At 53.7% G+C, this 25391-nt stretch carries 23 protein-coding genes and 1 riboswitch; of the genes, 19 read left to right on the forward strand and 4 right to left on the reverse strand.

The genetic code is table 11. From position 1 onward, the window contains the following. Positions 1 to 92 precede the first annotated feature (92 nt). From QZ279_RS05420 to QZ279_RS15675, 3 genes are read left to right on the forward strand one after another with little or no spacing between them, the layout of a single operon-like run. Entirely contained in the window at positions 93 to 416 is a 324-nt protein-coding gene (locus QZ279_RS05420; RefSeq protein WP_293448984.1) for a 2Fe-2S iron-sulfur cluster-binding protein, read from the forward strand. Next, positions 416 to 667 carry a hypothetical protein gene (locus tag QZ279_RS15670; RefSeq protein WP_366513872.1) on the forward strand — a complete coding sequence of 84 codons (252 nt, stop codon included), beginning with the start codon at positions 416 to 418 and terminating at the stop codon, positions 665 to 667. Before QZ279_RS05420 ends, QZ279_RS15670 begins: the two co-directional genes overlap by 1 nt. 21 nt (positions 668 to 688) lie before the next feature. Next, positions 689 to 1114, forward strand: coding sequence for a hypothetical protein (locus tag QZ279_RS15675; protein WP_366513873.1), 426 nt, complete (start codon positions 689 to 691; stop codon positions 1112 to 1114). A gap of 19 nt (positions 1115 to 1133) precedes the next feature. Here QZ279_RS15675 and purD read toward each other — a convergent pair whose 3' ends face one another. Continuing rightward, positions 1134 to 2396, reverse strand: coding sequence for a phosphoribosylamine--glycine ligase (gene purD / locus QZ279_RS05430; protein WP_293448987.1), 1263 nt, complete (start codon positions 2394 to 2396; stop codon positions 1134 to 1136). Positions 2397 to 2478: 82 nt separating this feature from the next. On the opposite strand from purD, the gene xseA reads away from it, so the two are divergent. Then, on the forward strand, positions 2479 to 4032 hold the full coding sequence (gene xseA, locus QZ279_RS05435) for an exodeoxyribonuclease VII large subunit (protein ID WP_293448990.1): 1554 nt from the start codon (positions 2479 to 2481) through the stop codon (positions 4030 to 4032). Positions 4033 to 4356: 324 nt separating this feature from the next. Here the strand turns inward: xseA and QZ279_RS05440 are convergent, their stop codons facing one another. Further along, complete coding sequence (locus QZ279_RS05440; RefSeq protein WP_293448993.1) at positions 4357 to 4752, reverse strand: hypothetical protein; 396 nt, start codon at positions 4750 to 4752, stop codon at positions 4357 to 4359. Between the two features lie 123 nt (positions 4753 to 4875). Between QZ279_RS05440 and ftsY the strand changes: the two genes are divergently transcribed. The 4 genes from ftsY to metZ all read left to right on the forward strand — a co-directional run bounded on the left by ftsY (position 4876) and on the right by metZ (position 9004). Next, a complete protein-coding gene (gene ftsY, locus QZ279_RS05445; protein ID WP_293448996.1) occupies positions 4876 to 6045 on the forward strand; it encodes a signal recognition particle-docking protein FtsY in 1170 nt (389 codons plus the stop codon). Between the two features lie 79 nt (positions 6046 to 6124). After that, a complete protein-coding gene (locus tag QZ279_RS05450) occupies positions 6125 to 7027 on the forward strand; it encodes an EamA family transporter (protein WP_293449041.1) in 903 nt (300 codons plus the stop codon). 20 nt (positions 7028 to 7047) lie between these two features. After that, positions 7048 to 7647: an inner membrane-spanning protein YciB gene (locus tag QZ279_RS05455; RefSeq protein WP_293448998.1), complete on the forward strand. Its 600-nt coding sequence runs from the start codon at positions 7048 to 7050 to the stop codon at positions 7645 to 7647. A 37-nt stretch (positions 7648 to 7684) separates the two neighbouring features. Then, positions 7685 to 7761, forward strand: a riboswitch (SAM riboswitch). 61 nt (positions 7762 to 7822) lie between these two features. Then, entirely contained in the window at positions 7823 to 9004 is a 1182-nt protein-coding gene (gene metZ / locus QZ279_RS05460; RefSeq protein WP_293449000.1) for an O-succinylhomoserine sulfhydrylase, read from the forward strand. A 1-nt stretch (position 9005) separates the two neighbouring features. Here the strand turns inward: metZ and QZ279_RS05465 are convergent, their stop codons facing one another. Continuing rightward, a complete protein-coding gene (locus QZ279_RS05465; protein WP_293449002.1) occupies positions 9006 to 9794 on the reverse strand; it encodes a 2OG-Fe(II) oxygenase in 789 nt (262 codons plus the stop codon). 191 nt (positions 9795 to 9985) lie between these two features. Between QZ279_RS05465 and folE2 the strand changes: the two genes are divergently transcribed. From folE2 to QZ279_RS05485, 4 genes are all read left to right on the forward strand, one after another. After that, complete coding sequence (gene folE2, locus QZ279_RS05470; protein WP_293449004.1) at positions 9986 to 11077, forward strand: GTP cyclohydrolase FolE2; 1092 nt, start codon at positions 9986 to 9988, stop codon at positions 11075 to 11077. A gap of 134 nt (positions 11078 to 11211) precedes the next feature. Next, positions 11212 to 11427 (forward strand): DUF1127 domain-containing protein, encoded by a 216-nt coding sequence (locus tag QZ279_RS05475; protein WP_293449006.1) that lies wholly within the window; start codon positions 11212 to 11214, stop codon positions 11425 to 11427. A 73-nt stretch (positions 11428 to 11500) separates the two neighbouring features. Further along, complete coding sequence (locus QZ279_RS05480; RefSeq protein WP_293449009.1) at positions 11501 to 12949, forward strand: TrkH family potassium uptake protein; 1449 nt, start codon at positions 11501 to 11503, stop codon at positions 12947 to 12949. A gap of 1 nt (position 12950) precedes the next feature. Then, entirely contained in the window at positions 12951 to 14546 is a 1596-nt protein-coding gene (locus QZ279_RS05485) for a thiamine pyrophosphate-binding protein (RefSeq protein ID WP_293449012.1), read from the forward strand. A gap of 3 nt (positions 14547 to 14549) precedes the next feature. Here QZ279_RS05485 and QZ279_RS05490 read toward each other — a convergent pair whose 3' ends face one another. Beyond that, positions 14550 to 16307 carry a serine protease gene (locus QZ279_RS05490; RefSeq protein ID WP_293449014.1) on the reverse strand — a complete coding sequence of 586 codons (1758 nt, stop codon included), beginning with the start codon at positions 16305 to 16307 and terminating at the stop codon, positions 14550 to 14552. Positions 16308 to 16546: 239 nt separating this feature from the next. Here QZ279_RS05490 and QZ279_RS05495 point away from each other — a divergent pair, with 239 nt between their 5' ends. From QZ279_RS05495 to folP, 7 genes are all read left to right on the forward strand, one after another. Continuing rightward, positions 16547 to 17470, forward strand: a complete 924-nt coding sequence (locus QZ279_RS05495) for a glycine--tRNA ligase subunit alpha (RefSeq protein WP_293449016.1) — start codon at positions 16547 to 16549, stop codon at positions 17468 to 17470. Positions 17471 to 17529: 59 nt separating this feature from the next. Further along, on the forward strand, positions 17530 to 18003 hold the full coding sequence (locus tag QZ279_RS05500; protein ID WP_293449019.1) for a DUF6446 family protein: 474 nt from the start codon (positions 17530 to 17532) through the stop codon (positions 18001 to 18003). Beyond that, positions 18003 to 20060 carry a glycine--tRNA ligase subunit beta gene (gene glyS / locus QZ279_RS05505; RefSeq protein ID WP_293449022.1) on the forward strand — a complete coding sequence of 686 codons (2058 nt, stop codon included), beginning with the start codon at positions 18003 to 18005 and terminating at the stop codon, positions 20058 to 20060. Before QZ279_RS05500 ends, glyS begins: the two co-directional genes overlap by 1 nt. Before the next feature lie 157 nt (positions 20061 to 20217). Further along, the gene (locus tag QZ279_RS05510; RefSeq protein ID WP_293449025.1) at positions 20218 to 22755 is read left to right on the forward strand and encodes a putative PEP-binding protein; all 2538 of its coding nucleotides are present in this window, start codon (positions 20218 to 20220) and stop codon (positions 22753 to 22755) included. Positions 22756 to 22903: 148 nt separating this feature from the next. Next, a complete protein-coding gene (locus QZ279_RS05515) occupies positions 22904 to 23536 on the forward strand; it encodes a cell wall hydrolase (RefSeq protein ID WP_293449028.1) in 633 nt (210 codons plus the stop codon). 85 nt (positions 23537 to 23621) lie between these two features. Continuing rightward, complete coding sequence (locus QZ279_RS05520) at positions 23622 to 24563, forward strand: dihydroneopterin aldolase (protein WP_293449031.1); 942 nt, start codon at positions 23622 to 23624, stop codon at positions 24561 to 24563. After that, positions 24550 to 25391: dihydropteroate synthase (folP, locus tag QZ279_RS05525; protein ID WP_293449034.1), on the forward strand; the 842-nt coding region annotated here is incomplete at its 3' end. The genes QZ279_RS05520 and folP, both read left to right, overlap by 14 nt.

The following is a 25391-nucleotide window of genomic DNA, read 5'->3' on the forward strand; positions in this document are numbered from 1 at the left end:
TGGGGCGAATGGACATCACGTTGGCGTAAATGGGGCTGGAACGCGGGGCGTAGCGAGGCTAGGTATTTGTCAAACAAACGGTAGGATTGAAAATGACTAAGATCACTTATGTAGAACACAGCGGCAAAGAGCATGTTGTAGATGTTGCGAATGGCATGACCGTCATGGAAGGCGCGCGCGACAATAATATTCCGGGTATCGAGGCGGATTGCGGTGGCGCATGTGCATGTTCAACCTGCCACGTTTATGTGCATCCCGACTGGACGGAAAAGCTGCCAGCCAAGGATGACATGGAAGTCGACATGCTTGATTTCGCATTCGAGCCTGACGAGACGCGATCGCGCCTTACGTGCCAGCTTAAAGTGACGGATGCGCTTGAGGGGCTGATTGTCCAAATGCCTGAAAAGCAAATTTAATGCGCTTTGCCGCGTTTTTTCTGATCGCCACTAGTTTAGCAGCGCCCACTTTTGCGGGCGTTGCAGATGCGAAATACACAGAGCCAACAACGCGTTATCCCCATGGTATTCTAGGAGATGCCATAGAATTTGGTGCGTTAGAGATTACGACAGACTCTGGCCAAAAGGTGACATTGCGCTTGCCCGAAATGCGCGTCTTCGAAGATCTTGCCCCACGCCTTGTTGATGTCGATCTTGATGGCGATAATTAAGTTATTGTTGTCGAACCTAGCATGATCCAAGGAGCACGGCTTGGGATTTATGATGAGAAAGGCCTTGTTGCGGCGACGCCGTATATTGGTCGCTCAAACCGCTGGCTTGCCCCGCTTGGCGCGGCTGATTTGGACGGGGACGGTGCGATTGAGATCGCATATATTGACCGTCCGCATCTGGCTAAAACGCTGCGCATTTGGCGTTTTCTGAACGGGACATTGACGCATCTGGCGGACCAAGCTGGCCTCACAAATCACAAAATTGGTGAGGATTTTATTTCTGGGGGCGTTTTAAGTTGCGCTGGCGGCGTACCGCAGATCGTAACCGCGAATGCGAATTGGAGCCGTGTCATGGTTTCGCAATTTGAATCAGGACAAATCACCACGACAGACGATGGTCCATTTTCGTCTGCACGTCTAAAACAGCGCGCATCGACGTGCCCATAAATAAGCGAACGGTGCGCTTTTACAAAGCGCGCCACCCAATGTCCTTGCGATAAAATCCATCTGGCCAATCAATGGCGTCAACCATGTCGTAGGCGCGTTTGTGGGCTTCTGCCAATGTCGCACCGCGGGCAGTCACGTTTAAAACGCGTCCACCTGTAGCCGTGATTGCACCGTCGTTTTTAGTTGTACCAGCATGGAACACAACGTTGAAACTGTCATCGGCGCAACCATCTAAGCCGTTGATGACAGAGCCTTTTGCATAAGACCCTGGATACCCGTTCGCCGCCATAACAACCGTCAATGCATGGTCATCAGCCCAGTTCACTTTGGTGTCTGCCAAGCGTTCCTCAGCGGCGGCTTGCAGTAAATCCAAGGCTTGCCCACCAAGGCGCATCATCAAAACCTGGCACTCTGGATCACCAAAGCGTACGTTGTATTCCACCAAACGAGGGACGCCGTCTTTAATCATAAGGCCCGCATATAACACGCCTTGATAAGGTGTGCCGCGTTTCACCATTTCAGCCATACACGGCTTTACGATCTCATTCAGGGCACGATCCGCAATCGCGTCTGTCAAAACGGGGGCGGGAGAGTACGCGCCCATGCCGCCTGTGTTGGGGCCGGTGTCACCTTCACCTACGCGCTTGTGATCCTGCGCAGTCCCGATAGGCAGCACGTTTTCGCCGTCACACAGAACGAAGAACGACGCTTCTTCGCCGTCCATAAATTCTTCGATCACAACTTCCGCGCCCGCATCACCGAATGCGCCGCCAAACATATAGTCAACGGCCTCAAGCGCTTCGGCCTCATCCATAGCAACCACAACGCCTTTGCCTGCGGCCAAACCATCCGCCTTCACAACAATCGGCGCGCCATTTGTGCGGATATAGTCTTTGGCGGCCTGTGCATCGGTGAAATGCCCATAGCCCGCTGTTGGCGCGTTGGCCGCATCGCAAATTTCTTTGGTAAAGGCTTTGGAGGCTTCCAGCTGGGACGCGGCTCTGGACGGACCAAATACTAAAAAACCGGCACTGCGCAAATCGTCAGAAACGCCAGCTGCCAGCGGTGCTTCGGGGCCAATTATTACGAAATCAATCGCTTCGGCCTGTGCAAATTCGATCACAACAGCGCTGTCTTCGATATCCATGGTCGCACAATCGGCGATTTTGGCGATGCCCGCATTTCCGGGGGACACAATCAATTTGTCGCATTTCGGGTTCTGTATAACCGCCCAAGCCAACGCATGTTCGCGCCCGCCGCCACCGAGGATAAGAATATTCATTTGGAACTCCGTGTATGTGACGCCTTGGCCTTCTGCTTGGCGCGTTCTAATCTGGTGCAAAGCGATGCACAAGCGAGGCGCTATGTCTGATCTGATAGATGATCCCCGCGAGGGGGCAAACGAGCCTGAATTTACGGTTTCTGAGATATCAAGCGCGGTTAAGCGCACGATTGAGGGTACGTTTGATCACGTTCGGATTCGCGGTGAAGTCGGGCGCGTTGTGCATGCGCGTTCAGGGCATTTGTATTTCGACATCAAAGATGATCGCTCTGTTCTGGGCTGTACGGCGTGGAAAGGGCAGGCGGCCAAGCTGACTGTCATGCCTGAAGAAGGAATGGAAATCATCGCAACGGGGCGTTTAACTACGTTTCCGGGCCAGTCCAAGTATCAGATGAACGTGCAAGATGTGGCCGTTGCGGGCGAAGGCGCGCTGATGGCGATGCTGGAAAAGCGCAAAAAAAAGCTGGCTGGCGAGGGCCTGTTTGATCCTGAGCGTAGGCAAGACATTCCATATTTGCCCGAAGTGATTGGCGTAATCACCTCGCCCACAGGGGCGGTTATTCGTGATATTCTTCATCGATTGCGCGATCGTTTCCCGCGTAAAGTGCTGATCTGGCCTGTGGCTGTCCAAGGCGAACGCTGCGCACGTGAAGTTACCCGTGCGATTGAGGGCTTCAACGGGTTTTCGGCTGGTGGTGCTTTGCCGCGCCCTGATTTAATTATTGTTGCGCGCGGTGGTGGATCTATCGAGGATCTTTGGGGCTTTAACGAAGAGATCGTCGCGCGCGCTGCTGCAGCCTCTGACATTCCGCTGATATCAGCGGTCGGCCATGAAACAGATACGACGTTGATAGATTTTGCCTCTGATCACCGTGCCCCCACACCGACAGCGGCCGCAGAGCGCGCTGTTCCCGTGCGCGCCGAACTGCTTGCGCGCCTTGAAGAAACCGAAAGCCGTCGCATATCAGCGATGCGCGCAACGCTGAACTACCGTGGAGAAAAACTACGCGATCTCAGCCGCGCTTTGCCGCGAACAGATACGCTAACTGCACATGCTCAACAGCGCCTTGATCTGGCATCCGCGCGTTTACCGAGCGCGCTCAACGCGCGCGTGAACCGTGGTCGGACGGCGCTCAGCGAAGCCGCGGGTGCGTTACGCCCGTCCTTGCTTGCTCGTACGATCCAAGGCGCAAAGGACCGCACGCGGGATCGTAGCCAGCGTCTTGGCCCCGCTTTGGAGCGTCGCCTCAATACCTCGAAAACCGATCTTGACCGTCTATTACCGCGCTTTGATAGCCTCTCTCTGACACCGCAGATTGATCGTCGTTCACAGGATCTAAGTGCCTTGCTCAAACGTTTCAAGCAAGCCGCAGATGCGCAACAAACGCGACACTTCAACAAGCTTCTTGCGCTGGAACGCCTACGTTTGACGCTTGGATATAAGGCTACGCTGGATCGCGGATATGCAGTGGTTCGCAGCAGCGATGGGAATGTCCTGACCAGCCGCAAAACTGCCAAGTCCCACGCTACGTTGGAAATCGAATTTGGTGATGGAACGCTTGATATTGGAAACAAAAGTACAAGCAAACCTAAGGCGAAAACAATGCCCGTGGATGACCAAGGCAATTTATTTTAAGGCAATATTAACATTTTGTTAACTTTTTCAGGCTTTTACCAGAATCACGCGATCAGATAAAGTGCGACACCGATTCCCAGGATTGCTGGTAAGTATGTTAACCGACGGTTGTAAAATGGAGTGTACGTGTAGCAACGTCCACAACGCTTAGTTCCAAACCGCAGTATGTGGACGCAATCTAAACATGTATATAGTCTCATATGATACAATTAGCCTAAGTAAATAATTCATTTGAGAAAATGTTTACTAACAAAGCCTTAAAAGCAGGAACCCAAAAATACACATTGGTTTTGCATAATCGTAATTTTGCAAGATACTTTCATTTCATACGCCAATTTCAGGCCCGATACAATGCATCGGCTCGTCAGATTGCTGGGCTTCATAAAGGTCCGTGCTTTGGCCATCGTCCATGAAGGTTGCACGCAAACCACGCGCCGTTAACTCGAACTGCCAACACTGTGGCTCGGGGCGATCTTCGTACACGAAGCAAATTGCTTTATCTTGCGCATACCACTCGCCTTCTTTGCAATCACCGTCCAGAAAAGACCATTCCACACGACGATTGGGCAAATACCGCTCGGCACCGTAGGCTTGCCCCGCTTCGCTAAAGTACAAGGTTTTGCCCAATGTATAATCGTTGAAGGCCTCTCCAGATAAAGGAGCTCCCGAAAGCGCAGGCGCGCTAATCAAAATGAAAAGCAAGGTAATAGGCGTTCGCATAGCAGCACCTTAGGGGGGGGTGTATTTTCAACAATGGCCCGCTTTGGTTTTGAATTCAACCGGCCAACCCTTTCAAATCACGCCATTCATCTTTAGGTGGAGGTCACTAGTGGAGTTTTGCGCATGGCGTTTTTCAAGAAGCTTAAAGACAAATTGTTCAAGTCGTCCTCCAAGCTCGAAAAGGGTTTAGATGCGATTATTGAAGAGGGTGGTGAAGTTGACACGGTCGTGCAAGACGATGAAGCGTCATCCGAACCCGTGTTGAATACCGTTGAGTTCGCTGAGATAACTCCAGAGCCAGAGCCAGAGCCAGAGCCAGAGCCAGAGCCAGAGCCAGTTGCGGTCATGCCGACGCTGAAGGTTGAAGTCGCACCTGCTGCTGAACCCGAGCCCACTCTCGCTCCCAAAAGCGGTCTTTTGGGACGTCTTATGGGCCGCGCAACACCCAAGGCGGTCACGCGACGTGTGCTTGACGACGACATGCTCGAACAACTTGAAGAGCTGCTCATCAGTTCAGATATGGGCGTCGATACAGCGCTGCGCGTCACAGCGAACATGGCCGAAGGGCGCATGGGGCGAAAATTGTCCACGGATGAAATCAAAGACCTGCTTGCCACAGAAATCGCGCGAATCATGGAACCCGTTGCAAAACCGCTGCCGATCTATCCCAAAAAACCACAGGTTGTGCTGGTTGTTGGTGTCAACGGCTCGGGCAAGACAACAACAATCGGCAAACTTGCCAGCCAATTCAAAGCGGCAGGCAAGCACGTTGTGATCGCAGCGGGGGACACGTTCCGCGCAGCTGCGGTGGAACAACTCCAAGTCTGGGGCGATCGTGCGGGCGTTCCAGTCCTTACTGCGCCCGAAGGCTCTGATCCTGCCAGCCTTGCGTTTGATGCAATGACCAAGGCCGAAGCAGATGGCGCAGATCTTTTGATGATCGACACCGCTGGCCGTCTACAAAACCGCGCTGACCTGATGGAAGAGCTCTCCAAAATTGTGCGCGTTATCCGCAAGAAAGACCCAAGCGCGCCGCATAACACATTGCTCGTGCTCGATGCGACTACGGGACAGAACGCGCTGAACCAAGTGGAAACCTTCCAAAAACTCGCGGATGTTTCAGGTCTTGTCATGACTAAACTAGATGGCACGGCAAAAGGTGGTGTGCTGGTCGCACTTGCGGATAAATTCGGTCTTCCAATCCATGCCATCGGTGTCGGCGAACAAATTGACGATCTCGATGCCTTCGATCCCCAAGACTTCGCAAACGCCCTCACAGGCCGCACTCTTTGACCTTCATCTTTCCAATTAAACTTCGGGGGAGACGCGCAAAGCGCGGCGGGGGCTGGCCCCCAGCACGTCAGACATGAGCCTGTCTGACTGGCTCATCTCACTCGAGGGAACAGAAGCGGGCCATGACGTCGCTCTTGTGCTCGCACTCAGTGCGGCCTTCCTTCATGCGGTCTTCGGTGCGCTCCAAAAGGGGCGCCATGATCCATGGCTATCACGCGGCGCGATTGACGCCAGTTATTGCATTATGGCAGCTCCCATCGCGTTCTTTGTGGTGCCGTGGCCTGAACCGCACATGTGGCCAATCTTTGCTGGCGCATTCTTCATCCATCTTGGCTACAAACTGCTCCAAGCGTTCGCATATACCAAGGGCGCCTACACTGTTGTCTACCCGGTCGTGCGCGGGACGGGGCCATTGTTTGCGGTCTTTGGCGCGTATCTGATTTTCGGCGAAACGTTCAATGCCGTCCAATGGTTCGGCGTTCTTGTCCTGCTGTGCGGCATCTTCGGACTTGCGGCCTACAACTATTTCTACCTCGTGAGAGATCGCGCGACATTGGTCCCTGCATTGTGGCTGGCCGTCGCGACGGGCCTCTTCGTGGCGTTTTACACGACATACGACGCTTACGGCATTCGTGCGACGGCTGACCCGTTCACATTTCTTGCATGGTTTTTCTTTATTGATGGGATCGCGATCCCGCCAATTGCGTATCTCCACTATCGTCGCATGCAAAACCCACCCGCGTTGCCACCGCTTGCCTTGCGTGGGATTACAGGCGGTTTAATCGCATTTGCCTCATTTGGCTCAATTATGCTGGCAACGCGCCTTGACAAGGTCGGCGAAGCCGCCATTTTGCGCGAAACATCAACGGTTTTCGCGGCCCTGATCGGTTGGCTGGTTTTGAAAGAAACAGTCGGCCCAAGACGCATCGCCCTCATGGCACTCATCGCGCTCGGCGCTGTGATCGTAGAATTTGCTGGCTGAGCGCCAAGAAGGAGCCGAACATGGCTGACGAAAAGACCATCAACCCGATCTTGAAGCAGGTGCTTGAACTGGGCCCCACACTCGTGTTTTTTCTGCTCTACCTCCGGATGCGCGACAACACATATATGGTTTTTGGAACTGAATATTCCGGGTTCATTACAGCTACAGTCGCCTTTGTGCCGATCCTTTTGATCGCAATGGGCGTGCTTTGGTTTCTTACGGGTAAGCTAAGCCGTATGCAAGCATTCACAGCGTTCATGGTGATCTTTTTCGGTGGCCTTACGGCCTATTTCAACGATGAACGCTTCTTCAAAATGAAGACGACACTGGTCTATGGTTTCTTTGCGGTGATCCTAGGAATCGGCCTTGTACGTGGCAAAAGTTATCTTGCTTATGTGCTTTCTGACGCGCTTCCGATGGCGCAAGAAGGCTGGATGATCCTGACCCGTCGCCTAACTATGATGTTTGGCGCACTTGCAGTGGGCAATGAACTGATCTGGCGCACAATGTCCACGGACGCGTGGGTGAAAATCGAAACCTTTGGCTTTCCAATTCTGCTGTTCGGCTTCCTTTGGGCGCAATTTGCAGCCCTTCAGAAATACATGGAAATCGAAGAGTAGGTGAAATCCGCGTTGACGCCCTGAACGCGCAGCCTTAATTAGACCATGTGGCGATTTGATACCGGATTGTGGGCCACTTTAAATATGCCGCTAAAAGGTCAGTGTTCGGGATCCCCGTTTGCTTGACCGCATCGGGGTTTTTTCGTGGGGCAGGGCCCCGCGCATGGAGAACGACATGAGCGAAGAGTGGAACACACGTACAAAATTAGTTCACAGTGGCGTCAAACGTAGCCAATGGGGCGAGGTTAGCGAAGCGATCTTTATGACACAAGGCTTTGTCTACGACACAGCCGAGCAAGCCGAAGCACGCTTTATCAAGTCCGAACCAGACGAATTTATATACGCACGTTACGGCAATCCTACGGTCGCAATGTTCGAAGAACGCATGGCCGCGATTGAGGGCTGTGAAGACGGTTTTGCAACGGCCTCTGGCATGGCTGCTGTGAACGGCGCGTTGATGTCTTTCTTGAAAGCTGGGGATCACGTGGTTGCATCACGCGCATTGTTTGGGTCGTGCCTGTATATCCTTGATGAAATTCTGCCGCGTTTCGGGATCGACGTGACCTTGGTAGATGGCACAGATCTTAGTGCTTGGAAGTCTGCGATCCGTGACGACACCGTTCTGGTGTTCTTTGAAACAATGTCCAATCCTGCATTGGAAGTCGTCGACATCCAAGCCGTCAGCGAAATGGCGCACGCTGTTGGCGCATTGGTTGTCGCGGACAACGTCTTTGCGACGCCGACCTATTCCAAAGCAGTAGAACAGGGTGTTGATATCGTTGTGTATTCCGCAACAAAACACATCGACGGACAGGGTCGCGCGTTGGGCGGCATTATTCTTGGTCCACAGGATTTAATACGCGGAAAAGTAGAAGCCTACATGAAGCACACCGGCGGCTCAATGAGCCCGTTTACGGCGTGGATCATGCTCAAGGGTTTGGAAACAATGGACCTGCGTGTGCGCGCACAATCTGCAACGGCGGCGAAGCTGGCAGAGGCTTTGGTGGGTCACCCCAAATTGGCGCGTTTGATTTATCCAGGCCACGCGAGCCACCCGCAGCATGAATTGGTCATGCGCCAAATGGGTAATGGTGGCACGATGTTGGCGATGGATGTGAAAGGCGGAAAAGAGGCGGCGTTTTGCGTGCTGAATGCCTTAAAAATCGCTTTGATTTCAAACAATCTTGGCGACGCGAAAACCATCGCAACACCGCCCGCGCAGACCACGCATCAACGCTTGCCGGAGGAGCAGAAAAAAATGCTGGGTATAACGCCCGGTTTGATCCGGCTTAGCCTTGGCATTGAAGATACCGACGATCTGATCGGCGATATCTTGCAGGCGCTAGATCACGCTTGACCTAGGACGTGCGTCCGTAAAATCCAAGGCGCTCTTCTTTGGTAAACACAGCACCCGGCGTTTCGTAATAAGTCAGAACCGTCACAATGCGGGGGCGCGCGCCCTCGGCAGGTGTCACGCAGTGGGGGGTGTTCACGCCGCGAAAGACGTTCAAGGTTCCAGCTGCCGCATCAAGTGAGCGCACGTCAGGATCTTCCCCGCGCACTAGCTTTGCGACGCCCTCATAGTTAGGGTCGTCTTGGCTGCGCAGGTCCGTGCGATAGAGGAATGTGCTGCCCTTGATCGGGGCTTGCAGCAACAATGTTGTCGTGAATTCAGAGCGATCGAAATGCCAATTCAAACCCTGTCCGTCGCGATATGCCATCACGTTCAAACACGCCAGCGGATCGGCCATTGGATAAAGGGCAGGGCGCTGCATCACGGCAGAAAGAAAGTCGATGAAGGGCTGCCATTCGTAGAGCTGGCTGACAGGCGTACCGGCCACTTGGTCACCACACAGCGTCAGGTTCGATGTTGAAAACTCAGAATAAAGCGGAGAATCATCCGGTACATCAGCGATGGATTTCTTGAAATAGATGTTGTGCTTACGTTCATGGCGAAACGCTTCTGTGTCGAACTTGGGCAGCGTGTAGTCCAGTGTCGCAGATATCGGCGCAGGGCGCATAAAGCCTTCAAGATTGAACATTCCATCGGCTTCAAGATCGGCCTGACAGCGTTTCACAAGGGCGGCATACGCAGGGCTTTCTGGCTGGTCGAGCGGATAGAGATCGAGATCAAGAATATTGTGCATTTCGGTAGAGCTCCCAAGTATTTCAACAGTGTTGCGGGGGCGGTGTAGAAAGGCAATGCTGATTTCGACCCGAGCTGTCGCATTTGAGCCGTATCGCTTCGCCTTTTGGTGGGGTCACATGTTTTAAAGCATAGGAAAATCAGCGCGTGCGTTTATACATGGACCCACACAGTGCTCTTGGGGGGCCGGAAATGAATATGCAAACAGCGGTCACAGATGAGACGGCAAGCACGGATGACGCGCTTGCGACTTTGAAAACCTTGAAGGCATGGGCAAGCAAGGCAAGTGCGGACGAAATCAACGCGCTTGATCCAAAGCTGCGTGCGTTGCTGGGCGGTAATGAATATCCCGAGTTGCGCAGTGATTACCCCGATGATTTTAAAAGTACCCCAGCCTACAAGGCGACTTTGCCTGACTTGCAGAATGGGCCCGCTTCGCTGATCCGTGGGTCACAGCAAATGATCCAGCACGTAGGCATTTCGAATTTCCGCCTGCCTATCCGCTTTCACACGAAACATGGTGGAGACCTATCGCTTGAGACCTCGGTCACGGGCACAGTCAGCCTAGAGGCGGACAAGAAGGGCATTAACATGTCGCGCATTATGCGCACCTTTTATCGCCGCGCCGAAGAAACGTTTAGTTTTGATGTGATCGAAGAAGCACTGGATGATTATAAGTCCGACCTTGAGAGCTTTGATGCACGCCTACAGATGCGGTTTTCCTTCCCCGTGAAAATCGAAAGCCTGCGGTCTGGCCTGTCGGGGTATCAGTATTACGACATCGCTTTGGAACTGGCCGAACAGAACGGCGTGCGCCAAAAGTTCATGCATGTGGATTACGTGTATTCGTCAACCTGTCCTTGTTCGTTGGAACTCAGCGAACATGCACGCCGTGAACGCGGGCAGTTGGCCACACCACATTCGCAACGTTCTGTCGCGCGCATTTCTGTAGAGCTGATTGGCAAACAAATTCTGTGGTTCGAAGACCTTATTGATCATTGCCGCATGGCCGTTCCAACCGAAACCCAAGTCATGGTGAAACGCGAAGACGAACAAGCCTTTGCAGAGCTGAACGCGGCGAACCCGATCTTTGTAGAAGACGCCGCACGCCTGTTTTGTGAACAGCTTTTGCATGATGAACGTATCGGTGATTTCCGCGTTGTCGCGTCCCATCAAGAGAGCCTGCACAGCCATGACGCAGTCAGCGTTTTGACCGAAGGGCCAAGCTTTGCTGCGACCAGTCTTGATCCCAAGCTGTTCAGCACATTGTTCCACGTCGGATAAGGCTTGCCCATACGTCAGCAATGCCGCAGACGCATTGCTGCAATGCAGAATAAACAATTCCCCTGATCTTATAATACGTTAGCCTAGGTGCTAGGTTCATTAGAGACACGTATTCATAGTAAGAGGTACACCAAATGGCAATTCTTGATTATACCGCACCACAGTCTTCCGGCATCTTGCAGCGCATTGGCGCAGGCTTCAAAAGTGCATTCAACAGCATGATTGAAGGGCGCATGCGCTCTTCTGAGTTCGAGCACTACAACAGCATGAGTGACGACAAGCTCGCAAAGATCGGCCTGCGCCGCGAAGACATCGCGCGTCACGTCTTCCGAGATCTCTACAGCTTCTAAAAACGCATCCCGCGGGATTAAGCGGCGCGTCTGTGCTTGACAGCCGCAAAGCTTCGCGACAAGCCTTCGTCCTATGCTGGACCTGCGCCCTGTTGGATATGTAATCGGCCTTTTGGTCATGATGTTAGGGGTGGCCATGTTGCTGCCCCTTCTCGTCGATTTGGCCGAGGGTCGTGGCCACTGGCCCGTTTTCTTACAAAGTGCACTAATCACAGGTCTTGTCGGAGGCCTTATCGCCCTCGCATGCGCTAACGGTGTGAAAGAGGGCTTGAGCATTCAGCAAACCTTTCTTTTAACGACTGGTGTTTGGCTTGCATTGCCGGTGTTTGGCGCACTTCCCTTTATTTTTGGTGCGACCGAGCTGCGTTTTGTCGATGCATTCTTTGAAGCGATGTCAGGCCTAACGACCACAGGCTCTACGGTGATCAGTGGTTTGGACACATTGCCTAAGGGTCTCTTGCTCTGGCGTGGGCTTATGCAATGGTTGGGTGGTGTCGGTATCATTGTCGTCGCGATGGTGTTTTTACCCGAGCTGCGCGTTGGTGGTATGCAGATCTTCCGTGTGGAAGGCTTTGATACGATGGGCAAAATCTTGCCCCGCGCCACTGCAATCGCTACTCAAATTTCCTACATTTACGTTGGTATAACGTTGATCTGCGCGGTCACGTATATGCTGTTTGGCATGAACGCTTTTGATGCAAGTGTGCATTCGATGACGACCGTTGCGACGGGTGGTTTTGCGAATTACGACGCTTCATTTGGCGCGTTTTCTGGCCCGATTGAGTACGTCGCTGCTGTGTTTATGGTCCTCGCCGCACTTCCGTTCGTGCGCTACGTGCAATTGTTGAACGGCAACCAAACGGCCGTGTTTCGTGACGCGCAGGTACGTGGGTTCTTGATGACAATCGGGGTGCTTGTGATCTTGTGTGCAGGTGTTCTTGCACTGGTCCAAGATCGTGCGTTTGAACCCGCGTTCAGAACAGCACTGTTCAACATCATCTCCATTGTGTCAGGCACGGGGTACGCCAGCGCGAACTACATGCTTTGGGGCTCTTTTCTTGTTGCGCTGTTCTTCTTTGCGGGTCTGATAGGCGGCTGTGCGGGATCGACGGCCTGTTCGATCAAGATATTCCGCTACCAGCTTTTGTTCGCCTCCATCCGCACCCAGATGCGCCGCATTCATTCACCCAACGGCGTATTCAGCCCCCGCTATGAGGGCCGCACAGTCAGCGAAGATGTTCTTAGTTCTGTCATGTCGTTCTTCGTTTTCTTCGTCGTGACCATGGGTCTGCTCGCGGTTGTGCTTAGCATGACGGGGCTTGATATGATCACGGCGCTTTCGGGTGCGTCCGCGGCTTTGGCCAACATTGGTCCGGGCCTTGGGCCAGAGATTGGACCAGCGGGCAACTACGGTGGATTGAACGATGCAGCCAAATGGCTTTTGGCCGCGGGTATGTTGATCGGGCGTTTGGAATTGATGGCTGTTTACGCCATTCTGACGGTTGGATTTTGGAGAGGCTAATATGACCCAGCGACCCCTAGGTGCACAAATTTCGCACATGCTAAAAGCGCGCGGTGTCGAGGTGATCTTCGGCATCCCCGGCGTGCATAACGTCGAAATGTATCGCGGGATTGAAGAGGCGGGATTGACCCATGTTTTGGCGCGCCACGAACAAGGTGCCGCGTTCATGGCCGATGGGTATGCGCGCGCGACCGGTAAGCCTGGGCTGGCTTATGTCATCACGGGGCCGGGCCTTTGCAACGCGATGACCGCGCTGGGGCAGGCCTATTCTGATAGCGTGCCAATTCTGGCGATCTCTTCGTGCTTGAATGAAACAGCGGCGAAACGCGGACAGTTGCACCAGATGCTGGATCAAGCCGCTGCTGCGCGCACGGTTTGCGATTGGTCTGAAGAAGCGCGCAGCGCGCGTGCTGCCTATGCCCTGGTGGATCGTGCGTTTAGTGAATTTTCAAGCGCACGGGCACGGCCAAAACATCTGCAAGTGCCGATTGCTTTGGGTGGATCTTTGGCAGAACCTGCTGCGTTGCCTTTGCCTGTCACAGTCAAACCGCAAGCGCCGCTTGAGCAGATGTACAAGGCGGTGGCTTTGACGCTTGCTGCCCAAAAACCAATATTTGTTTTCGGCGGCGGCGCTGTCGTGGGCGCAGAGGTCGTTGGTGATTTGCTGCGCATGACGGGTGCTGCCAGTTTCACCACATACGCGGGGCGCGGCGTGGTTCCGCTGGAAACGCCGTTAAATTTTGGCTCCACGCTTGCGCGGGGTGAAACGGCAGATATTTTTGCGCAGGCTGATCTTGTGATTGCAGTTGGAACGGAACTGGCTGAGGTCGATCTTTGGCGCGACGATCTGGGCCATTCTTGTCCGATGATCCGCGTTGATCTTGATCCAAGCGTGTTGGCGCAGGGCAAAGCGGGTGATCTTTTGATCCACGGTGATGCAGAGGTCTTCTTGCGCGCGATGGCCATCGCGATCCCCGCGCGCGTCAATGATCGTGCCCCGTGCTGGGATGCTAAAATGGTGTCGCAAAAGTGTGCGCAATGGCGCGCGCAAACGGATGCGGAGCGCCCGGGAATTGTGCCAATTTGTGACGCACTTCGCGCAGCCTTGCCTGATGACACCATGATCTATTCCGACATGACCCAATTTGCCTATGTGGCCAAAGAAGTTTGGGACATGGCGCACCCTGCGCATTGGCATCACCCGTTCGGATTTGGCACGCTTGGCTATGCGTTGCCTGCTGCGATTGGTGGCAAGATCGGTGTTGGAGATCAGCCAACGATCGCAATCGCAGGGGACTATGGGTTTCAGTATACCCTGCAAGAATTGGGTGTGGCTGTAGAGCTGAACCTGTGCCTGCCGATCATCCTTTGGGACAACGGTAAGCTGAAAGAGATCGAAGACTCTATGGTGCGCAGCCAGATCGCGCCAAATGCGGTTGTCGCGCAAAACCCTGATTTCTGCAAACTGGCCGAAGCATACGGGGCAGCCAGTGCGCGCCCGAATTCTCTAGAGGCCCTTGCGCGTGTCGTGAAAAAAGCGCTGATCCACGATGGACCAACGCTTATTCATGTGACGCCAGATATTTTGAACGGTTAGGCGTTATTCCCAGCAGCTAATCAAAACGGTCATGTCTGCTGCGATGCTGACCAAGTCCTCTGCTGCGATTGAGGGGCTAGGTTGCGCCGTTTTAGCGCTTACGCCTGCGCCTGAAAGCAAGGCAGCGATCACGTCGTTTGGAATGGAAAACCCAACGCCCGCAGGCAACGTGCGCCCTTTCATTTCCTTGGGTGCCAACATGCCGATAATCGCGCCGGATTTGTTCAGGACAGGACCACCCACATCACCTGACATGGCGTTCATTTCCAAGCGGTTCAATGTTGTTTCACCGCCAAGGCCGCGCAGATCTGCGAGCATACCGTAGGTCAACGTGGGTGCGTTCAGCGCGCCTTCAAACGGATAGCCTGCGACAGCAATTTCGGTTTTCAAACGGGGAGAGCCGGCGCTAAAGCTGGCAACACCAGATGGCGCGAGGGCCTCATTTGGCGAGATCAGTGCAAGGCCATTGGCGTCGTCGGTTGCCGTAACCTTTGCGTCGTAGTCGCCATCAATCGTGATGCGTGTACATGACTGAACCGCTTCCAACGTGGTTAAGGCTATGCCAGCAGAGGTCACAAAGAACCCACTACGCGACAGCTTCGGTGTGCGAATTTTCAGGCCAGACACCAGATCAAGACGCTGGGTTTCATCCATACCCGCCGTGACATCCAAAACACCGCCAAGGCGCGTAAAGTTGGCGCGTATTTCACCCAAGATCCGCGTGCGGCGTTCCTCATCACCAACGGGCCACGTGAGCATAAAGCCCTTAACGTGACCGTCTTTCAGGCTGACCTCTGTGTGGGAAATGAAGGTTTCGTTTTCGCCCACAAGCGTAAAGTCGTTTTTGCGACGCTTACGTGCGCCATCAAGCGGGACGATCTCTAACGTTTGTAGGATATCATACAGACCAAAAAGAGTGTTCTGATCGCCGGCTTGGCTGATCAAAGCGACCTTTGCACCCTCAACTTTGCCCGTACTTTCAAAATGCGAGAATGGGGATTCGTAGCGATCAAATTTCACAGCACCCATCGGCAGTACGATTTCGATCCCCGCGTCGGCGTCTTCCACGATACGCATATCCATGCCGTCCAAAACCGCGTTGAATTGCTTGAACAGTGCGACCCGTTGATTGGTAGTCAGAATGCCAGTGGGTTCAAAGTTGTTTGCCTCTTGCCATGCGGACATGGAATTGCGTGTGCCGCGACCGAAAGAACCGTCGATGGCGGCATTGTAAAAGCCTGCCCACTCTAGAGCGACTTGCAGGTCTTTCTTCTCATCACGGCTCAAAGCGGCCTCGCTTGCGCGGGCTTCACGTGGGGTTTCATCGGGGGCTTCAAGAACGGGTGCTGGTTCGACCACAGCGGGCGCTTGTGCAACGACTTCAGCAGGCTCTTGGGCTGGAAGGTCTGGGGCCAAAGGCGTTACGTCCAGCAGGTTTGCACCCACTGGCCAGAATTGCTGACGGAAAGACGCAGAGAAGGCGATGAAACTGTCGCGTGGAATGCGGCCTTCGTTACGGTATCCGCGTAGGACTGTTTCGGCGTCCTCGCCTGAGTAGGGTCCAAGCGCGACTGCGTACCAACCACCGCCTAATGAAAAGCCATTCACATCAGGAAGAGCGGCCCCGTACGCGCGTGCGCGCGCTTCCGCAGCGTTCAAACTGGGCTGGGCTTCGATTTGCACCCATGCGGCGTCTTGTGCGAATGCAGGACGAAGCATCGCAAGAATGATCAAAGTGAAGGTTAGGAAGATGCGTTTCATACTAAAAGGCCTCGTAAATCGAACTGCTGAACGGTCAATGACGTTGCACACGAACAGGTAGCCGTGGAATTGGTGCATCTTACGAGCGGTTTTCGGCAATTTTGTGGCAATAGTCCACAGCATATTGCGCAACTTATCTGTGATCGACGCGACATCTTGATTGATTGACCCTTCGTGGCGCAAAGGCTAATCAGGCGCAAAGGCATGCAATGCGCGTGCGGCAATTGGCGGCGAGTGCGATGAGCTTAGAAAAACCTAAATCATTTCAAGAGATTATTCTGCGTTTGCAGGCCTATTGGGCCAAGCATGGCTGCGCGATCATGCAGCCCTATGACATGGAAGTGGGCGCGGGTACATTTCACCCTGCGACGACTTTGCGTTCGCTTGGGTCCAAACCTTGGGCCGCGGCCTATGTTCAACCCTCGCGCCGCCCCACGGATGGACGCTACGGCGAGAACCCGAACCGACTTCAGCACTACTATCAGTACCAGGTCGTGATCAAACCCAGCCCACCCGATTTGCAGGCGCTCTACCTCGGCTCGCTTGAAGCGATTGGCGTCGACATGGGCATGCACGACATCCGCTTCGTTGAGGATGATTGGGAAAGCCCGACGCTTGGCGCGTGGGGTCTTGGCTGGGAAGTTTGGTGTGACGGTATGGAAGTCAGTCAGTTTACATATTTTCAGCAGGTAGGTGGCCATGATTGCGCGCCTGTTGCAGGCGAATTGACGTACGGTCTGGAACGTCTTGCGATGTATATTTTGAACTCCGATCACGTGATGGACATGCCCTACAACGATCCGCAATCACCAATTGCGCTTAGCTATGGTGACGTGTTCAAGCAGACAGAAGAAGAATACGCGCGTTGGAATTTCGATGTGGCGAACACCGACGTCCTGCTGCGTCACTTTGAAGAAGCCGAAGCCGAATGTGCGAGCATTCTGAGCCAAGAACACGATGATCCAAAGATAGGCAAACGCATCATTATGGCGCATCCAGCCTACGATCAATGCATCAAGGCCAGCCACATCTTTAACCTGCTCGATGCACGCGGCGTGATTTCTGTGACGGAACGCCAAGCCTACATCGGACGTGTACGCACGCTCGCCAAAGCCTGTGCAGATGCGTTCGTGCAGACCGACGCAGGTGGGTTTGTTCAATGAGATTAGGTCAGTTTTTAGCGGGGTTTACCGTGTTATCAGCGCTTCTAGCAGGCGGGGCCATGTATTATTTACAGGTCTACGCATTTTATGACGAGATTGTCGCAACGGGCGACGACGTGCATTTGGTCAGCTTCGTGTCAGGTGAGCTGGAACCGATCCTATACGAGAATTTCCAAGCCATCGATGCGGACAGTTCGCCCATTCGCTACCGCGCGTGTTTCACCACTGACATGAACCATTCGCTTTTGACAGAAACCTATGTACCTGTTGAAAACGCGCAACCGCGCATCGCGCCGGCTTGGTTTGATTGCTTTGACGCAGACGCGATTGGCGCTGAGCTCAATGTGGGGACTGCGCTGACCTTTCTTTCTGAAAAGAACATCGCATACGGTGTCGACCGCGTTGTGGCGGTCACCGAGGACGGACGCGGTTACATCTGGCATGAATTGAATGACTGCGGCGCAAAAGCCTACGACGGCTCGCCCACAGGCGAGTCTTGCCCGCCCCGTGACGATATTGAGGGAAATAACTGATGCCTGATCTGCTAATCGAACTGTTTTCCGAGGAAATTCCAGCGCGCATGCAAGGCAAGGCGGCGGATGACCTGAAAAAGATGATGACCGACGGCATGGTTGAGGCGGGTTTGACCTATGCCTCTGCGGCCGCGTTTTCGACGCCGCGTCGTTTGTGCCTGACAGTTGAAGGTCTGCTGGCCGACAGCCCGACTGTGTTTGAGGAACGCAAAGGCCCCAAAGTTGGCGCGCCAGACAAAGCGATTGAGGGGTTCCTGCGCGGTGCGGGTCTGACCCGAGATCAATTGGAAGAACGCGACACGCCAAAAGGCGCGATCTATTTTGCGTCGATCGAAAAGCCCGGCCGCCCTGCGGCTGCAATCATTGCAGACGTGCTGGAAAAGACGATCCGCACGTTCCCTTGGCCAAAATCCATGCGCTGGGGTGCGGGTTCTTTGCGCTGGGTGCGTCCTTTGCATTCGATCTTGTGTGTTTTGAATGATGAAGCGGGTAGCGAAGTCGTGCCCTTGGACGTGGACGGAATTACCTCTGGCAAGACCACCCATGGCCATCGATTTATGGCCCCGAAACAGATCACTGTGAACAGTTTTGAAGACTATGAGGCCCAACTAAAACGCGCATTTGTTGTGCTGAGCGCGGGTGAGCGTGTGGATGCAATTTGGGAAGATGCTAAAAACCAAGCCTTTGCAAACGGACTTGAGGTTGTTGAGGACGCGGGTCTTTTGCGCGAAGTCGCGGGATTGGTTGAGTGGCCCGTGGTCTTAATGGGCGAGATTGCACCAGATTTCTTGGGCTTGCCGCCAGAAGTGCTGCAAACATCCATGAAAGAACATCAGAAGTTTTTCTCAGTAAAGAACCCGAAGTCGGGTTTGATCGAACGCTTCATCACGGTTGCGAACCGTGAAACGGCGGACAACGGGGCGACTATTCTCGCGGGCAATCAAAAGGTCCTGTTCGCGCGTTTGTCGGATGCGAAGTTTTTTTGGGAAAACGATCTGCGTACTGCCAAGTCGGATATGACGGCGTGGACCTCTGCGCTGTCTAACGTGACCTTCCACAACAAGCTGGGAACACAAGCCGAGCGTATTGATCGCATCGCCGCTTTGGCACGTGAGCTGGCACCTGTTGTTGGTGCTGAGCCGGACGAGGCCGAGCGCGCCGCGCGTTTGGCGAAAGCGGATTTGTCGTCTGAAATGGTCTACGAATTCCCTGAATTGCAGGGCTTGATGGGCCGATATTATGCTGAAACGGCAGGTGAAACAGTGGCTGTTGCTGCAGCGGCTGAAGAGCACTACGCGCCTTTGGGTCCATCGGACGCCGTACCAACTGCGCCGGTATCGGTTGCGGTGTCGTTGGCGGACAAGATTGATACGCTGACTGGATTCTGGGCGATTGATGAGAAGCCAACAGGGTCGAAAGATCCGTTTGCGTTGAGACGTGCTGCGCTTGGCGTTATTCGGTTGGTGTTGGAGAATGATCTGAATTTGAGGCTCTCAAGCGTTTTGTCCAGAGCTGATGAGCGCGCAAACGCTGTTGATCTCCTATCCTTCTTCCACGACCGCCTCAAAGTCTATCTTCGCGACCAAGGCGTGCGCCATGATGTGATTGATGCGTGCATTGCGATGGACGGCAATGACGATCTGGCAATGCTTGTGAAGCGTGCGATTGCGCTTGAGGCGTTTATGAAGACGGAGGATGGCACCAACCTGTTGCAAGGATTTAAGCGGGCCAACAACATTCTGTCCAAAGAAGAAGAAAAAGACGGGGTCGAGTATTCTTACGGCGCGGATGTGAAGTTTGCCGAAACCGACGAAGAACGTGCGTTGTTCGCGTCTTTGGCGTCTGAGGGGCCGAGCATTGAAGCGGCTTTAGAGTCCGAGGATTTTGCAGCCGCGATGACAGTTATGGCGGCCTTGCGTGCGCCGATTGATGCATTCTTTGACGCGGTGCAGGTGAATTCTGACAACACGACTGTGCGCCGGAATCGTTTGAACTTGCTCAGCGATATTCGCAAACTTGTCAGGTCGGTTGCTGATCTGACGCGCGTTGAAGGATAAGGGATTGAGCGCTTCGCGCGCTTTTTCAGCCTGCCTTTAGGGGCAGGCGGATGCCTCCGGCGGGGATATTTTTTGAAAGGGGAAGGGTGGCGAAATTGCTGCGCTTGCACCATTTGAATTGGGGTCTATGCTGCGCGTAACCTAAAGGGGTGCCGCAGTGCAGAATAATCCGCATACAACTTTGATTACAGCAGACGCGCCTGTGCATGTGACGACCCATGGCGGGCGTACAAAGTGTTTGCAGCGTCTGGTGCGCCTTGAGTTACCGGTGCCGCGCACGGTTGGTTTGTCTTTTGAGGCTGTTCATAATATCGGACGCGGCGAAATGCCGGATATGGGTCTTTTGCTGTCGCCTTTTGAGGCAGGTGAGTTGCTGTGTGTACGTCCATCATCTGAGGATCCAGATTGGGGCGGCCCCAGTGCGATTTTGAACATCGGTATGAATGATGCGCGTTGCGCTGATTTTAGTGCACGGCTGGGACTTGAGGCTGCGGCGTCATTGTATGCACGGTTTGTTCATTCTTATGCGATATTAGTTGCGCGTCTTGATCCGGATGTTTTTGATGAAATTGGTACGGAAGGGCAGGCGTCGTTGGTTGCGGCCTTGCGTGCATACGAAGAAGAAACGGATGAGCCGTTTCCGCAGGACCCGGCAGTTCAATTGGGCGAAGTTTTGCGTTCGATGGCGCGCGCTTGGGACGGCACATCGGCGCGTTTGTTGCGACAAGCGAAAGGTGCGCCTGCGGATGCGGGTCTGGGGCTTGTTGTGCAATCTATGGCGCTTGGGTTTGGGCGGGGCGAGTGTGGTTCGGGCGTGTTGCATCTTGTTGATCAAGAAACTGGCCTTATGCAGCTGACAGGGCGTTACTTGAGCCAAAGCCAAGGGCGCGACGCTTTGGACGGCGGTGCAGAAGCGTTGTTCCTTGAACGTGACCCACGTGGTCCGTCGCTAGAGGAACTAGCACCGGACGCATTTACCAAATTGATCGCTTGTGCCACACTTATGCGGACGAAGTTGCGTGAAGAAATGCAGGTTGAGTTTGTTGTCGAAGACGGGCGCGTGCATTTGCTGGATGGTGTTCGCGTAACGCGCACGAGCCGAGCTGCGGTTCGGATTGCTGTGCGTTTGGCTGAGGATGAAATCATCACCCGTCAAGAGGCGTTGATGCGCGTACCACCATCGGCGTTGAATGAATTGCTGCATAAACAGGTCGACCGAACCCTGCCGCGCGATGTCGCTGGACGAGGTGTTGCTGCCAGCCCAGGCGCTGCGACGGGCAAAATTGTATTTTCTGCGGTGGATGCACAGGCGTACTCGGCAAGGGGGGAGGCCTGTGTTCTTGTGCGTCGAGAGACATCCCCAGAGGATATTCGCGGTATGCATGCTGCAAATGCGGTTCTGACTGAACGTGGGGGCATGACGTCCCATGCCGCAGTCATTGGCCGTGGCATCGGTTTGCCCTGTGTGGTGGGGGCCACTGAAATGCGGTTTCAAGTCCGCCAGAAATTGCTGACTGCTCCAGATGGGCGAGAGTTTGGCGAGGGCGATGTCATAACGATCGATGGAACCCATGGTGAAATTCTCGCTGGCAGCGTTACTCTATTGGAAGCAACGCTAGACGATGCATTCCAGACGTTTCTAAGTTGGGCAGACGAAGAACGTGACATTGGTATTCGCGCCAATGCCGACACGCCTGCAGATGCAGCAACCGCTAAAAAATTCCTCGCGCAAGGCATCGGCTTGTGTCGCACGGAACATATGTTCTTTGAAGATGACCGCCTGACGGTTATGCGTGAAATGATTTTTGCGCAAAGCAGTGAAGATCGACGTGCCGCACTGGAGCGATTGTTACCCGTTCAGCGCGCTGATTTTACAGAACTCTTTCGGACGATGTCGGGTTTGCCGGTTTGTATTCGATTACTTGATCCGCCTTTGCATGAATTTTTGCCCTCAGATCACGCAGGTCACCGCGCGCTGGCCGAAGCGCTGGATCTGCCTTTGTCGGAGGTAACGCGCCGTGTCGAAGCAATGGGGGAATACAATCCTATGCTGGGCATGCGTGGCGTACGTCTAGGGATCACTGTTCCGGAAATATATGATATGCAGGTGCGTGCAATCTTTGAAGCGGCCATTGATGCAGAGGCGAGTGGCGCACCGATTGTGCCCGAAATTATGATCCCTCTCGTGTCTGCAAAACGCGAAGTTGAGCTGGTGAAGATGCGGATTGATATCGTCGCTGCCGCAGTGCGCGCCGAAACCGGTGCGAACTTTGGATACAAATTGGGTGTTATGGTCGAAACACCGCGCGCTGCATTGCGCGCGGAGGAGATTGCACAAAATGCTATGTTCCTGAGTTTTGGAACGAACGACCTGACACAAATGACCTATGGACTATCTCGCGACGATGCGGGCAGATTTATGAGTGAATACGTCGCCCAAGGTGTCTTCCATGAGGATCCGTTTCATACGCTTGATGTGGATGGTGTTGGAGAATTGCTAATTCTTGGTGCCAAACGTGGCCGCGCGGTGCGTCCCGATCTAACACTCGCAATGTGTGGTGAACACGGGGGAAACCCCGAATCGATAGCGTTTTGTCGTGCGGCGGGATTTGACTATGTTTCTTGCTCGCCCTTCCGTGTTCCCGTTGCACGTCTGGCCGCGGCACAGCTCGCGATTTTAGACAAGGTCATGTAGTGATCGAAGAATGGGCTACAAGATATTGAAGATCATTGTTACTTTGCCAAGCTTGCACTGCGTCATGCAACGCGCAAAATCGACTGGGGTGGATTTTTTGGAAATTGGTGTTAGGTAGCGCGTAGTAGAAATTGCGCCTGTGAGACGTATGAAACACCTGATCTTTGTATTTATCGCCATGGTATTGGCGCAATCAGTGACAGCTGAAGCTGTTTCGGGTGACCTGGCTTCTATGATCCGCAAGGACGAAGCGACTTTGGCGAAGCTCTCAAAGACGCGCGTAGATTCCCTTTTTCGCCGCGTAAGTACGGGCAAGGTTGGCTCGGTAGAATATACCCGTAGTTTCCTTGACGGTCTTCCTGCAGCGAGTGGTGGAAAATCGCTGACCTGTCTTTCCGAGGCGTTATATTTCGAGGCGCGTGGTGAAACGGTCAAAGGTCAATTTGCAGTGGCAGAAGTGATCATGAACCGTGTTGCCAGCTCGCGTTATCCTGACAGTGTTTGTGGTGTGATTAACCAAGGAACAGGGCGCAAGTTTGCGTGCCAATTCACATACACGTGCGATGGCATCGCCGAAAAGATTAACGAAAAAGCAACGTATGCGCGTCTTCGTAAAATCGCCAAGTTGATGCTGTTGGATATGCCCAAAAAATTGACAAAGGGCGCGACACATTATCATACTAAAGCTGTTAGCCCCAATTGGAGCCGTGTTTTCCCACGCACGGCAACGATTGGTGTGCATCACTTTTACCGCCAGCCCACGCGTGTTGTTCGCAACTAAGAGCGTCTTGAACGGGCCCATGAATTCAGTCACAAACAAGTAGCCCGCTAAGTGGCATTTAAGTGCTATCTGCGGAGTAACCCCCATGATCGATGAGATTAACCAAGCCTTTGCGCATCCTTTGGAGCGATCCAAGGTGAGTGGCGATGGCGCGCTGCTGGATCGTATTTCTTTGCGTGACCATGTTGTCGCCGTTGAAATCGGGGCGTTCCAAGCCGAACGCGACATGACGCAAAGGATAAGTTTCAATATCGTTGTTGAAGTGCGTCACGCCTCAAAAGAGCTGGACGATGATGTCGATTTGATCCTGTCCTATGACAGCGTAACCGAAGCAATTGATATAGAACTCGCAGCTGAGCGGTTAAATTTGCTCGAAACTTTGGCAGAGCGTGTCGCCGATCGAATTCTGACCGAGCCTCAGGCTATACGTGTGTTTGTGCGCATTGAGAAGTTGGACCGTGGGGGCGGAGCGCTTGGGGTCGAAATTGTGCGCACGCTGGATGATGTTGCTGTGCCTTTGAAAGATAAAAAAGGCATAGAGCGCGCGCGCGTCGCGGCACTTAGTCAGGATGCAATGAAAAGTGCGCATTTGTCAGGTTGGATCGACCAATTGAGCGCTTTGAGCGCGCCTTTGATTTTGTGTGTACCTGCCGCGGTGCAAAAGCCTGTCTGCGATCCCGGATCACTCGCGCACGCTCATGTTGAATTGTTATCAATCGAGCAAAACGCGTGGGCGCTTGTGGCGCGTGAACCACGCTGTGCGGTCGTTGGTACGCGAACAGAATTGGATTGGGCAACAAAGAACAATCAAATCAGTATCTGGGCCCCGTCAAAATTTGTGATGGATGCAGTCGAAAGCCCGATTGCTTTGGTTGGGGATCCACTTGCTCTGGCGGATTGGTTTGCGGGGCAAATAAACGCGCTAGAACTGCTGACAATCGGCGGATCTTTCACGCGAATTAGCACTATTTCGAACCGCACACACGCCGCTGATCAAGCGAAGATTGGCGACTATGGACTACTTTAGACCTCTTGCACAAACAGGCATTGCTCGACCCGAAGGTGCGCTGTCACTTGCGGGGACCCAAAGCTGGTTTACGCATGTTGAATACCTATCCAGAACGTCGCCACCCCGTATAATTTCTGCGCAAGAGGCGCCTGTTGCATGGCAACAAACCGTATCTGCACCGCGCGCAGCACTTGCTGGGTTAAATCTGTCTAAACCCGTGATCATGGGGATCGTGAATGTCACGCCAGACAGCTTTTCAGATGGCGGACTGCACAGCTCACCCACGCGCGCGTTGCGGGCCGCTGAAAAAATGGTGCAAGACGGTGCGCATCTGCTTGATATCGGTGGTGAAAGTACACGTCCGGGTGCTCTTGAGGTGACCTATGAGGCAGAAATCGCGCGCACTGTTCCAGTGATCGAAGCAATCCGCAAAAAGTTAGATACCCCGATTTCAATTGATACGCGCAAGGCACGCGTCGCACAGGCGGCACTGGATGCTGGCGCAAACATTGTGAATGATGTGTCGGGCTTCAAATTTGATCCTGATTTGGGCCCGTTTTGCGGCGCGGTATCGGCTCCGGTTTGTTTGATGCACGCGCAAGGGATACCAGAAAATATGCAAGCATCTGCGCACTATGCAGATGTGTTACTCGATGTGTATGATTTTCTCGATCAGCAAATTAGGACAGCGATCCGCCATGGGCTTAAGCGTGAAAAAATCATAGTCGACCCCGGGCTTGGGTTTGGTAAAACCCAAGCGCATAATCTGGCGCTAATACGCGGATTGTCGTTGTTTCATGGATTGGGATGTGGATTGCTTCTTGGGGCATCGCGCAAGGGGTTCAT

Source organism: Planktotalea sp. (assembly GCF_018607965.1).
GTDB lineage: Bacteria > Pseudomonadota > Alphaproteobacteria > Rhodobacterales > Rhodobacteraceae > Planktotalea.

Coding starts and splice junctions, on each gene's coding strand:
- QZ279_RS05420 (WP_293448984.1), top strand. CDS start 93: ATGACTAAGATCACTTATGTAGAACACAGCGGCAAAGAGCATGTTGTA.
- QZ279_RS15670 (WP_366513872.1), top strand. CDS start 416: ATGCGCTTTGCCGCGTTTTTTCTGATCGCCACTAGTTTAGCAGCGCCC.
- QZ279_RS15675 (WP_366513873.1), top strand. CDS start 689: ATGATCCAAGGAGCACGGCTTGGGATTTATGATGAGAAAGGCCTTGTT.
- purD (WP_293448987.1), bottom strand. CDS start 2,396: ATGAATATTCTTATCCTCGGTGGCGGCGGGCGCGAACATGCGTTGGCT.
- xseA (WP_293448990.1), top strand. CDS start 2,479: ATGTCTGATCTGATAGATGATCCCCGCGAGGGGGCAAACGAGCCTGAA.
- QZ279_RS05440 (WP_293448993.1), bottom strand. CDS start 4,752: ATGCGAACGCCTATTACCTTGCTTTTCATTTTGATTAGCGCGCCTGCG.
- ftsY (WP_293448996.1), top strand. CDS start 4,876: ATGGCGTTTTTCAAGAAGCTTAAAGACAAATTGTTCAAGTCGTCCTCC.
- QZ279_RS05455 (WP_293448998.1), top strand. CDS start 7,048: ATGGCTGACGAAAAGACCATCAACCCGATCTTGAAGCAGGTGCTTGAA.
- metZ (WP_293449000.1), top strand. CDS start 7,823: ATGAGCGAAGAGTGGAACACACGTACAAAATTAGTTCACAGTGGCGTC.
- QZ279_RS05465 (WP_293449002.1), bottom strand. CDS start 9,794: ATGCACAATATTCTTGATCTCGATCTCTATCCGCTCGACCAGCCAGAA.
- folE2 (WP_293449004.1), top strand. CDS start 9,986: ATGAATATGCAAACAGCGGTCACAGATGAGACGGCAAGCACGGATGAC.
- QZ279_RS05475 (WP_293449006.1), top strand. CDS start 11,212: ATGGCAATTCTTGATTATACCGCACCACAGTCTTCCGGCATCTTGCAG.
- QZ279_RS05480 (WP_293449009.1), top strand. CDS start 11,501: ATGCTGGACCTGCGCCCTGTTGGATATGTAATCGGCCTTTTGGTCATG.
- QZ279_RS05485 (WP_293449012.1), top strand. CDS start 12,951: ATGACCCAGCGACCCCTAGGTGCACAAATTTCGCACATGCTAAAAGCG.
- QZ279_RS05490 (WP_293449014.1), bottom strand. CDS start 16,307: ATGAAACGCATCTTCCTAACCTTCACTTTGATCATTCTTGCGATGCTT.
- QZ279_RS05495 (WP_293449016.1), top strand. CDS start 16,547: ATGAGCTTAGAAAAACCTAAATCATTTCAAGAGATTATTCTGCGTTTG.
- QZ279_RS05500 (WP_293449019.1), top strand. CDS start 17,530: ATGTATTATTTACAGGTCTACGCATTTTATGACGAGATTGTCGCAACG.
- glyS (WP_293449022.1), top strand. CDS start 18,003: ATGCCTGATCTGCTAATCGAACTGTTTTCCGAGGAAATTCCAGCGCGC.
- QZ279_RS05515 (WP_293449028.1), top strand. CDS start 22,904: ATGAAACACCTGATCTTTGTATTTATCGCCATGGTATTGGCGCAATCA.
- QZ279_RS05520 (WP_293449031.1), top strand. CDS start 23,622: ATGATCGATGAGATTAACCAAGCCTTTGCGCATCCTTTGGAGCGATCC.